Annotated in this window: 10 protein-coding genes; 6 read left to right on the forward strand and 4 right to left on the reverse strand. The window is 43.1% G+C overall.

The window, feature by feature from the left end; all coding sequences use genetic code 11:
- Nucleotides 1–146: 146 nt before the first annotated feature.
- Together gdhA and JK130_RS04530 are read right to left on the reverse strand one after the other, a co-directional pair.
- Nucleotides 147–1478 (reverse strand): NADP-specific glutamate dehydrogenase, encoded by a 1332-nt coding sequence (gene gdhA / locus JK130_RS04525; protein ID WP_218353027.1) that lies wholly within the window; start codon nucleotides 1476–1478, stop codon nucleotides 147–149.
- Nucleotides 1479–1538: 60 nt separating this feature from the next.
- Nucleotides 1539–3182 carry a diacylglycerol kinase family protein gene (locus JK130_RS04530; RefSeq protein WP_218353028.1) on the reverse strand — a complete coding sequence of 548 codons (1644 nt, stop codon included), beginning with the start codon at nucleotides 3180–3182 and terminating at the stop codon, nucleotides 1539–1541.
- 134 nt (nucleotides 3183–3316) lie between these two features.
- Between JK130_RS04530 and JK130_RS04535 the strand changes: the two genes are divergently transcribed.
- Together JK130_RS04535 and JK130_RS04540 are read left to right on the forward strand one after the other, a co-directional pair.
- Entirely contained in the window at nucleotides 3317–3853 is a 537-nt protein-coding gene (locus JK130_RS04535; protein ID WP_218353029.1) for a DUF2878 domain-containing protein, read from the forward strand.
- Between the two features lie 17 nt (nucleotides 3854–3870).
- Entirely contained in the window at nucleotides 3871–4560 is a 690-nt protein-coding gene (locus JK130_RS04540; protein WP_218353030.1) for an SDR family NAD(P)-dependent oxidoreductase, read from the forward strand.
- A 117-nt stretch (nucleotides 4561–4677) separates the two neighbouring features.
- Here JK130_RS04540 and JK130_RS04545 read toward each other — a convergent pair whose 3' ends face one another.
- Entirely contained in the window at nucleotides 4678–5232 is a 555-nt protein-coding gene (locus tag JK130_RS04545; protein WP_218353031.1) for a hypothetical protein, read from the reverse strand.
- 460 nt (nucleotides 5233–5692) lie between these two features.
- Between JK130_RS04545 and JK130_RS04550 the strand changes: the two genes are divergently transcribed.
- The 4 genes from JK130_RS04550 to JK130_RS04565 all read left to right on the forward strand — a co-directional run bounded on the left by JK130_RS04550 (nucleotide 5693) and on the right by JK130_RS04565 (nucleotide 11027).
- Entirely contained in the window at nucleotides 5693–6691 is a 999-nt protein-coding gene (locus tag JK130_RS04550) for a DNA topoisomerase IB (protein WP_218353032.1), read from the forward strand.
- Nucleotides 6692–7680: 989 nt separating this feature from the next.
- On the forward strand, nucleotides 7681–8790 hold the full coding sequence (gene proB / locus JK130_RS04555; RefSeq protein WP_218353033.1) for a glutamate 5-kinase: 1110 nt from the start codon (nucleotides 7681–7683) through the stop codon (nucleotides 8788–8790).
- Nucleotides 8787–10034 carry a glutamate-5-semialdehyde dehydrogenase gene (locus JK130_RS04560; protein WP_218353034.1) on the forward strand — a complete coding sequence of 416 codons (1248 nt, stop codon included), beginning with the start codon at nucleotides 8787–8789 and terminating at the stop codon, nucleotides 10032–10034. Before proB ends, JK130_RS04560 begins: the two co-directional genes overlap by 4 nt.
- 144 nt (nucleotides 10035–10178) lie before the next feature.
- On the forward strand, nucleotides 10179–11027 hold the full coding sequence (locus JK130_RS04565) for a mechanosensitive ion channel family protein (protein ID WP_218353093.1): 849 nt from the start codon (nucleotides 10179–10181) through the stop codon (nucleotides 11025–11027).
- Between the two features lie 5 nt (nucleotides 11028–11032).
- Here the strand turns inward: JK130_RS04565 and JK130_RS04570 are convergent, their stop codons facing one another.
- Nucleotides 11033–11578: an HNH endonuclease gene (locus JK130_RS04570; protein WP_218353035.1), complete on the reverse strand. Its 546-nt coding sequence runs from the start codon at nucleotides 11576–11578 to the stop codon at nucleotides 11033–11035.
- Nucleotides 11579–11581 lie beyond the last annotated feature (3 nt).

Below are 11581 nucleotides of genomic sequence, written 5' to 3' on the forward strand. Positions count from 1 at the left end.
GTAACGAGCTAATGCGATATTCATTCCAGTAGGCTGAATTATAAAAAAGTAATATACTTCAGCCTATTAGAATATAAAGTGTTTCCAACGGATGCACATACCAATGCAAGTAAAGTAGTAATTACAGCGTAATATGCAATTTTTTACTAAATACCCTGAGCAACCATAGCGTCGGCAAGCCGCCTGAATCCGGCAATATTTGCACCGCGAGCGTAGTTTACTTTGCCATCCTTAGTTCCATCTTCAATCATCTGATCGTGAATGGTTTGCATTATCTGTTGCAATGACTCATCTATTTGATCGAATGAATCACGCTGAAACCCTGCATTTTGTGACATTTCTAACCCTGAAATAGCCACCCCACCAGCATTTGCAGCTTTGCCTGGGACATATACAATCTGATTATCTTCAAAGCGTTGACGCGCTTCGTCAGTGCACGGCATGTTTGCACCTTCTAACACATAGTTCACCCCGTTTTGCATCAGTGCTTTAGCGTCGGTTTCATCAAGTTCGTTTTGCGTGGCACAGGGTAGGGCAACATCCATTTTGAGATGCCAAGGGGTTTTGTTATCGTGCCAGGTTCCCCCTATCTTGTCTTGCAATGCGGTAAGAACATTCTTATGATCAGGCTTGTTATCGATTGCCCATTCAATATCTTGTTCACGAAAACCTTCAGGATATTCTAGGCATCCTCGGCTGTTTGACAAACTGATCACTTTTGCACCTAATTGAATGCCTTTTAGCGCAGCATGCATCGCCACATTACCTGCCCCAGATACACCCAGAACCAGGCCATTAATCTTTTTACCCTGATGGGCCAGTACCGCTCTCAACATATAAATTAAACCGAAGCCCGTTGCTTCGGTACGTACGTGACTTCCACCAAAACTCAAGCCTTTACCCGTTAGCGTGCCGCTAAATAAGTTATGAATGCCACGATACTCGCCGTACAAAAAACCTATCTCACGGGCCCCAACATTAATATCGCCAGCAGGTACGTCTGTATTTGGGCCTATGTGATGTTGTAACTCAATCATAAATGCCTGACAAAAGCGCATAACCTCAGCTTCTGAACGGCCGCGCGGGTCAAAATCTGCGCCTCCTTTGGCACCACCAATAGGCATGCCGGTGAGGGCATTCTTAAAGCACTGTTCAAACGCTAAAAACTTCAATATTGATTCATTTACGGTAGGGTGAAAGCGTAAGCCACCTTTATAAGGGCCTATAAGGCCGCTATGCTGAACGCGCCAGCCCTGATTAATTTCAACCTCCTGGTTGTCGTTTAACCATGTCACCGTAAAATGAATAATGCGCTCTGGCATGCACAGTCGGCGCAGAACGTCGTACTTTTTGTAGCTTTCGTTAGCCTCGTAGACATCTATCACATCACGCGCTATCTCCCGAATAGCCTGTAAATATTCATCCTGTCCCGGATTCTGTTTGCTTATCCAGTCTTCAAGTTTGTCATATGCGGACACGATATATTTTCCCCTTAATACACAAGATAGCTATCAATACCGAATTAGAGCCGGTGGTGATCAGCTTTCCTCTTTTTCGTTTATTACTGAAGCATAAGAGAATACCTTCAGCGTAGCGGGTTGTATTTCAATGTTCAGTTTATCACTTTGATAAATTTCACCGTCCAGGGCGTAATGGCTGTCCTGAGGTTGGTCAATACGAATTGTCTTCACCTGACGATGACGAATACGCGTAGACTGTTGTTTACTTTGCTTATCTGAAAACACTAATTCGGCCATTGAAAAGAAATGCTCGTCGGCTTCGTCACTAGGCTCAAGCCAGGTGATATCAAGTTTACCATCTGTCATGTCTGGCTCATCGCCACCCTGGGCCAGGGCGGTGGTGATCGGGGCCGCATTAGCAACCACAAAAGATGGCGTTTTTATAACCTGTTCTTCTTCGTTATCAAACGAAACAGTAAGCTCAACAATATCGTTCTTACTCATTGCCTGCCATAGGCCACGTAAGTAAGCAAACTGACCACCTTCATTTTTCTGAGAACGGTCGGCAGACGAAATCATTTGTTCTTCAAATCCGATAGCCGCGACCATCAGCATAAGATTGTCATTGCATCGAGCTGTATCCATGGTCATCGTGCGACCGTCGACAATAACTTCACATGCATGACCTATAGGAACAATCTTGGAATAGTAACCATGTACCGCATGGCTAAGGGCGTTCGCCGTACCCAACGGAATAATGCCCAAAATTACATCCGAATTAATACATGCGTGCGCCACCTCGGTAATGGTCCCGTCGCCACCACAAGCAACCAGAATGTCACTTCCTTTATTAATCGCTTGTTCTGCTAATACCGTACCCGAGACATCTTTGGTGGTTTCAAGCACGGTTACCTGAAAATAAGGATTCAACTGAGCTAAAATCTCATTTTTTTCCTGTTTCCACTTACCGCCGCCGGCCACGGGGTTTGCAATCAGCGCCAAAGATTGACGAAGGTTAAGGCGGCCGCCTTGCTTTACTTTTCTTAACGATTTTAACTGTCGCTTGTTTAACCGGGCAGTCGAACGAATAGATTGAATCTTATTGAGCGCATCGATTACCGATAAGGTGTCGTCGCGAGCCAGTAAGTAAGCCGCCATAGTCAGAACTGACCGGCCTCGTCCCAACGCGCAGTGCACCACCACTTTTCTGTTGCCGCGAATCTGTTGATCAATCCAGTTGATAGCGGTATGTAACTGGTCTTCAGTGGGGCTGGTATGATCTAATACCGGAATGTTCAGATAGGCCAGGTCGAGTTTATAAGCCGTCCAGTCAAGACCATCAAATTCGGCGGTAACATCCAAAATCGCGGTGACGCCATCTTGCTTCATTTGTTCTATATCTTTACCGCCTAAACGACAAGCCAGAAACAAATCATCATCAATTTTCTGTATTGCCGGCACCTTGTCATATTTGCGAGCAAAATGGTTGTACGCCCCGGTACCTAAAAGAAACGGAATAAACAACCACCGTATATAGATAGGAATGGAGCCATCCTCTCGTTTACGAAATAACGATGGATAGTTAAAGATATACGCAAAACTTACGGTGCCTAATGAAAATGCAATCCAAATAAGCAACAATTGAATCACCACAACGGGAATGAAAAACACCAGCGCTAAAGCCAGACACATTCCTAACAGGTAATACTTAACCATCTTCACCGGGCTATACCCTCCATCAATTTATCATGTGCGGCTTTTTCTGAACCGAGCCAAACTATTTGCGTAACAATGTTAACTAAAACGTGATAACTACATTATTTGTTCATCTAATCTACTATGCAGAATATTTGCCAATGAAACGAGCTACTCAAAATAAGTTGATAAATTTCATCTGGTTTCAGTGTATATGGGTGCTGGCTATTTTCACTCAGTATGACTATTGGTGGATAATGGTAGGTTTACTGGTTGGTTTTTTCTTTTTTACCAGAAAACCCTATACAGACGCGTTAGGCATGGTTTTGATAGTCATTTTGGGTACGCTTATCGATAGTGCTTTGACCCTTGGCGGAGTCTTTGTGTTCGAATCGCCGGTTTATGGTGTTCCAATTCCACTGTGGCTAGTAGCTTTGTGGGCGGGATTTGCTTTAACACTGGGCCACAGTTTGAATTATTTACAGAGCCATTTGGTAATCTGTGCGCTATTGGGCGCGATTTTTGGCCCGGTAAGTTATTGGGCAGGCGCACGTTTTGGTGCGGTTGGCTTTCCCAACTCTATTATTTCAACATTACTCATATTAGCGATCATCTGGGGCGTTCTTTTCCCCACTTGTATGTTTATATATCGACACTGCCACGCGCGGTTATCTGAAAAAACTGCGTTGGTTAATTAACTTCAACAGGAGATATTATGACCCCCATAGTGTTTGTTACCGGAGGAAATCGCGGTATTGGATTAGAAATTGTACGTGGTTTTGCTAAAGAAGGCTGTAAAGTATTGCTTGGGTGTCGTGATGAAAACGACGGAGAGAAAGCGATAGAAGATATTGTCGGCGCTGACGTTCAGGTAATAGAGATGGACTTGTCTAATGACCAGCAGGTTATGGACACGATTGTGAGAGCTGAAGCAGTCTATGGTCGAATTGATGTGTTGGTTAACAATGCGGGCGTAATGGATGACGACGAATGGCAAAACCTGGAAGTCAGCAAAATAAAGCATTCGATGCAGGTTCACGTGAATGGCGCGTTTACACTGATAAAACAGTTACTTCCGGGAATGATTGAGCGCGACTATGGACGTATTATAAATATGTCCTCAGGGTGGGGTTCGTTTGATGAGGGCATGGAAGGTCCTTTAGCTTATGCAATAAGTAAAGCAGCCCTTAATGCATTGACCTTAAATATGGCCAATAGCGTTGAGAAAGGAAAAAACATCCAGATTAATAGTATGTGTCCTGGCTGGGTTCATACCCGTATGGGCGGGCGAGATGCGCCTCGCAGCCCGGAAGAAGGTGCCGAAACGGCTATCTGGCTTGGATTGCAGGAAAAAGATGGCCCGAACGGAAAATTTTTCCGCGATAAAAAAGAAATTAACTGGTAAGCGTAACGGGTAAGCAAGAATAGCCAGAACGACTAGCGTTCTGGCTTGTTTATTTATTAAAAATGCTGAAAATAGAATCGCTTTAAAAGGGAATATGAATACAACTTAAAGCAGCAGCTACAATACCGCTTCTACCACTTTGTGGCTTCGATGCCCAAGTAATTCGCTGATTTTTGCTGGCGACTGATTTTTTCGCAAGTTAACAACAACAGCGTAATGCTTACGACGGATAGCATGACGAACCGTATCAATAATTTCGCTTCGGTCTGGACGAAGGCTAATCAGTCCCGCCACAAATAAGCCGATAAAAATACCTGGGCTTATCATCGCAATATAAGTAAAGAGCGGGTTATTTTGCGTCAGTGCCGGTCCAAAACTTACCAACAGCCAAGCCATACCAAGACCCAGTACCAGGCCAATTCCTCCAAGCCACAAATGTGAATACCACATATGCTTGCCCAACTTCTGGCTATCGATTTCGATTTTTTCGCTAAAATCACTGTCCTGTGGATCTATGAGGGTTATTTGCTTTGCGTCGAGACTCCCTTTACTAGTGAGCTCGGTAACAGACTCATGAGCATCTTCTACCGATTCGAACACAGCCGCAATTTGAGTATGTTGAGAAGCAAAGACGGCTTCACGCATTTCATCAATTTTAGATCTTTCGTGCATATTCTTCACCGCTGTAATCGTAGATAACGCCAGCCTTATGTCTGTAGGGCTGCGTTAAAAGATTAATTGCTAATACCAAAAACGATACAAAAGTTATACCCAAAATTTTAACTATATGATATTAAAAGTATATATCGCTTATATTATGCATCTTACAACGAATTCCGATAATTATTTTCAACATTAATTACGTAGATATTGCAGGTTCTAAGCAAATTTTCTCTACCATTTTGCAACCTATCTGCCCGCGCCGCATTACGGTTAAGAAAGCCCTGATAAGAAAGAGACCAATACTTTAATAGAAATTAATGATACGGATAAAATTTTTAGAAGTATTTCATTATTAAAGGTAATAAGCAGTTTAATCGTTGGCGAACCAAGGGTTGTCATAAAAGATTCGAACACAGTGTGTTTGAAATTAAAAATCTTCGCAAAAAATAACGACCAGGAAGTAAAATTAATGAGTACAGCGGAGCTTGAAATACGGCGGGTAAAAACCGGTAAAGGTTTTCGATATTTTTATCCCACGGGCAACCAGATAACGTCTGACAGGGTACTAAAGCGGTTTGCTAATATAGGTATCCCCCCGGTATGGACACAAGTACACATTGCCAAAGAGCCTTCGGCCGATTTGCAGGCCACGGGCTATGATACCAAAGGACGCAAGCAGTATATCTATCACGATAAATGGCATGAACGTCAACAAGCGGCAAAGTTTTCAAGGTTGTCTGAATTCGGATTAGCCTTACCTGACTTTAGAGCTTATTGCTGGGAACAAGTCGAGCAAGACAAATGGGTAGAAGAGAAAACATTGGCTTTAATATGTCTTCTTTTAGATCATACCGGTTTAAGAGCCGGCAACCGCCAATATACTCAACAAAACAACACCCACGGTCTGACCACACTTCGAAGAAAGCATGTCACTGCACAAGATGGCCGCACGCAACTGTCATTTATTGGAAAACACAATAAACCACGTGAGATTGAAATAGATAACCCGGTTTTATCAGAATTAGTTGCCCAAAGTGCAGAAGCCAGGGGGTATGCGCTATTTCGTTACGAAGAGTCTGCAGGCCAATGGCATGACATCGACTCAGATGATGTGAATAGCTTTATCCATAGCCATATGGGGGAAGATTTTTCGTGCAAAGATTTTCGCACCTGGGGGGCAAGTCGCTTTGGATTGTATTCGTTGCCTGAAGTTGAAGAAATTGTTCAGCAAAACAAACGTCGATCATGGCCCGCTACACTTACTTCGCACGTTGCAGCAATGCTGGGAAATACTCCGGCAGTGTGTCGCCAATACTATTTGCACCCTCAACTGGTAAATTTGGTAGAAGATACAAAACCAAGAAATAAAACGCTTAGTGAAGTACGTCAGATTATTCAGTCACAGGGTATGAGTGATGCCTCGGTTTCAGCGACAGAAAAGTTACTCAATAGCATTATCAGGTTATAACTTGATAAATATACCCTTCAATTGAAATGAATACTTTTGCATTTTGACGTATAAGCAATGCAAGTGTGATTAAATGTTTAAATAAAGCCTCTGCAAATAAATTCCACAAAAAGAAACGTATAAACAATGGGTTGTATAAATTTATGCGGGCATTTTCGGATCTATCTAGTATTTTTCAACTTTATGTTCATGCAGGATTTGCTTAGGGACAAGAGTATATTTAGTTTGCATTGAAAGTAATTTAACTGATATAGTTAGAACTCAAATTAACGGGCAGCAGCAATTTTCTGTCAGTCTTTTAAGCGATAGAGGAGACATTTTCTCAGTTATGCTAAACCATGTTTCACTACTGCTGGCGACCTTTCTTAGCCTCCGGGCAACAATGTGCTCATTAAGAAACGACCAGCTTCAATTATGTGTAGTGGCAGCTAATGGAGAAGCATAAGATGGATCCTCTACCTTGTTATTGCGTCAGCAATAACGTTTTTCCAGTGAAGAATGCAGTAGTAACGAAGCCTGAAACAGGCTCGTTCGCGTCGACTGATGTCACACTTTTAGTAAATTTTTTAGCGGCACCACGTATCTTGTGGGCTAAATTATTGCGTTCAGGGTTTGAACAAAGTGGCTCAAAATCAGCTTCGATGCACTCTACACTGAATTTTATCAGGTCAGGTGTTCAACCCTTTTTTAAAGGTTGTAATATTAATCCAAATTGCAAGGTTGCCATGTATACAAAGCGACTGTTGCCGTGTTTAAGTGATTCGTCTTCTTATTATGTAAGTCACTTGTCTATTGGATTGATTATGCAGGCTGCTGCAGTTGAAAAAACCTGACAGTTCGAAGTATCAGATAATTTCAGAATGTAAGATCACAATCGCCCTTCTGCAGAATTTATTAGTAGAGGCGGTTGTGGAACTTTAAGCAAAATTTAAAGGTCTTATATTTCTGGTGAAGATTTGCGAAATAACAGCTTTAAGGTGATTAATACTATGAATCGTGCCAATTGGAAACGCATTGTTATAAAAGTGGGAAGTGCTCTGATCGCACCAAATAGAAAAGGGTGTAGTAGCCATTATCTTCTGAGCATTGCGCAGTTCATTGTAAAATGCCGTGCTGAAGGTATTCAGGTCGTATTGGTTTCATCAGGGTCGGTCGCAGCAGGTTCACACCAGTTTGAAGAGCAGGATTCGCCAGACATTGCTATTAAAAAAGCAATGGCTGCAGCGGGTCAGACTGAGATGATTTCAACTTGGGATAAGCTATTTGATTTTCATTCAGCACAAATTTTGCTCACCCATGCTGATTTGCGCGACCGTGAACGTTACGTAAGTATTCGCGACACGCTGTTTAGTTTATTAGATAACGATATTTTGCCGATTGTGAACGAAAATGACACGGTCACCACTGACAAACTTAAAGTGGGCGACAATGATAATCTATCGGCAATGGTAGCAACTGCGGCTGATGCTGATGCATTGATTATCTGTTCTGATATTGATGGTCTGTATGACAAAAACCCCCATGAAAATGATGACGCAAAATTGTTGTCCTGGGTTGATAATATTGACGAAAGTATCTATGCGATGGCCGGTGGCGCCGCCAAAGGTGGAGTGGGCACTGGTGGGATGCGAACCAAAATTGAAGCTGCTGAAAAAGCAGTATCCCATGGCATCGATACTTTTATCATTAATGGTTTTACAGAATTGTCATTCAATATGTTACTGGATGGCAAAAATCCTGGAACGCATTTTCAGGCCCATGAAGTACCTATGAAAGAAAATGTGCACTGGATGAGACATACCTCTAATGCTCAGGGCGAAGTGATTGTTGAAAGCCGGTTTGATGCCTCGCTTGGAGATAACGCTGATGAGCTGACCAGCAGTGAAATTATTGACGTAAAAGGCGAGTTTTCGGTGGGCGACACCATTTTAGTGCGTAAGCTTGATGGCACAAAACTTGTTAAAGCCAGATCAAACTACAGCAGTTGTTTACTGAATTTTATCGCTAAACAAGAAAATGAAGAGTTCGCAACCGAGTTTGAAGAAAAAACCGGTCCTATTATCTCGAACCAGCATTTAGCAAATTTGGAGAAAGAATGAGTTTAATTACACAATTAGCGAAAGACGCGAAAAAAGCCGCTCAAAAATTAGCCGTACTGGATACTGAATCAAAAAATGCAGTATTGCGGGATATGGCAGAGGCGATTCGTGCTAATAAAGACAAAATTAAAGACGTCAATGAGAAAGAAGTAGGCCGGGCTAAAGAAAATAACCTGGACGCCGCTTTAATTGACCGTTTGATTTTAGACGATGCTCGTATTGAAGATATGGCAGCGGGCATAGAGACCATCATCGAGCTTGACGATCCAGTGGGCTCTACACGCGAGTTTGGTACTCGGCCTAATGGTATTAAAATTCGTAAAATGCGGATTCCCCTTGGCGTAGTCTGCATGATTTATGAAGCGCGACCCAATGTAACCGCAGATGCAGGGGCATTATGCTTTAAATCGGGTAACGGGGTGATTTTGCGTGGTGGTAAAGAAGCGTTAGATTCAAGTCTGGCGATTGCTGAGTTAATGCAAGACGTATTGATTAAGCACAATTTACCGAAAGCATTAATTACTGTTGTTCCTAACCCAGACCGTGCATTAATGCAGGAGCTGATGGAGCAGCGTGACTATATTGATGTGATCATCCCCCGTGGTGGTGAAGGTCTTATCAACTATGTTACCGAGAATTCGAAGGTTCCGGTTATTCAGCATTTTAAAGGTGTCTGTCATTTATATGTAGATCAACATGCTGATTTAGACGAAGCCTTACAAATTTTACTTAACGGTAAAACTCAGCGTACAGGCGTATGTAATGCACTGGAAGGTTTAGTCGTACATAAGGCAGTCGCTGCAGACTTTTTGCCTAAGGTAGCTGAGGCATTTAATAAACATAGCGTTAAAGTACATGTTAACGAACAAGGCAAAGAGTACTTTGATAATGCCGATGTGATAGGCGAAGACCAATATGGTGAAGAGTACCTGGGGCTTGAAATTGCTATTCGGGTGGTTGATGACTTTGAAGGAGCATTAGACCATATTGCCGAGTTTGGCAGTAATCATACCGAAGTTATTTGCACCAAAGATGAAAAAACAGCAGAGCATTTCCAACTTGCGGTAGATGCCGCTGTGGTCATGGTAAATGCGTCATCGCGTTTTTCAGATGGGAGCCAGTTAGGTTTGGGAGCTGAAATCGGTATTGCTACAACTAAGCTGCATGCTTATGGTCCCATGGGCCTGGAGTCGTTAACGGCTGAAAAGTATCTGGTAAATGGCGAAGGTCAGATCAGAAATTAACGGATCCTTATTGTGAGCCGAAGCGGCTTTCGTCATAATGCACACCGGGCTATTTAGTCCGGTGTTTTTTTATGCGCTCAACAAAATACTAATGGTCACAGGAGAGCAGGCGTGCCCCACGATTATCATCAACTTTGGCAGCATATGATTGAATTTGCCGCAGAATATAAGTTACTGACTTCTGCTGTCATTGTTGTACTTTTTTTGTCATTACAACGAATCACGTTGTGGATGATACGATATCGTAGCAAACGTAAAGGCGAAGACAGACGCCACACGCTCAATCTGTTGGAGCAAATAAGTAACGGTTTTCTGTTTATCTTGCTTATTATGGTGTGGGGCTCTGAAATTCAAAGTCTTGCGATATCTATCGCTGCCTTTATGGTGGCAATTGTTATTGCTATGCGCGAGTTCATCCAGTGTTTTCTAGGTTTTATTTACTACCTGGGAGCAAAACCGTTCAGAGTGGGCGATTGGGTACAAATGAATCAGGCAGTGGGTGAAGTCGTGGAAATGGACTGGGCCAAAACCGCGCTGCTTGAAGTTGATCCCGAGACCTACTCGTACACCGGAAAACACGTCTATGTTCCAAACAGTCAGCTGGTTACGCAAAGCGTACGTAACCTTAACTTTTTGCGGCGCTATAATTTGCATACGTTTAGTATTACCTGTGAGCCGCAGGTCAATCCTTACAGCCTGTTGCCTGCCTTTATTGCCAGAGCAAAAGCCCATTGTGAGTTTTATCGGGATGTCGCAGAGCGATACAAAGGATTAATAGAACGCCATCTTGACGTCGAATTTATTCATATTGACCCCACCATTGGTGTTGAAACCAACGAGATGGCGCATATTGTTATCACGGTCGAGTTGTTTTGCCCCACCGCCGAGGCCCACGACCTGCAACAAAAAATCTCTGCCGATTGGATGAATCTTTGGCACCGGGCGCTTGGTGAATTAAAAGAAGGTCGTGAGCCTAGCGTGGTAGAAAGCTAAATTATCTACGCCCAATGACGATGGTGGGAAAAATGATGACTTGAAAAGTCCATCTGGTCTGCCAGAATGCGTCTATTCATTAAAAAAAGTTGTTCATATACATTGGGTTTGAAGGGTACGGCCAACAACGGCATATTAGCCTCTTCAGGCGTGCGGGCCCCTTTAATGCGATTGCAGCGCTGGCAGGCCGTCGCTACGTTTTGCCACAAGTCTTTGCCGCCGCGGGAGCGCGGAAAAATATGATCTTTGGTAAGTTTAGATAACGGAAATTTTCGGCCGCAATACAGACACAAACAGTTATCCCGGCGAAACAGATAGCGGTTTGTCAGCGTAACTTTACCCGATGAATCAATAGTTTTTCCAGTACATCCGATAATGGTAGAAATGGTTACTGTACTTTGCAGACCAGCGACGTTCCTACCGCCATGCAGCATGCGTTGGTACCGGCCTAATTCATATAATACCTTATTCTGACAATAAAGCCGCGCAGCAAGCTCTGGATTAAGCCAGCCCAGCGGCAGGCCTGCTTTATTTAGTCGAAGTATCAGCATGGC

The organism is Alteromonas lipotrueiana (genome assembly GCF_019249245.1).
Lineage (GTDB): Bacteria > Pseudomonadota > Gammaproteobacteria > Enterobacterales > Alteromonadaceae > Alteromonas > Alteromonas lipotrueiana.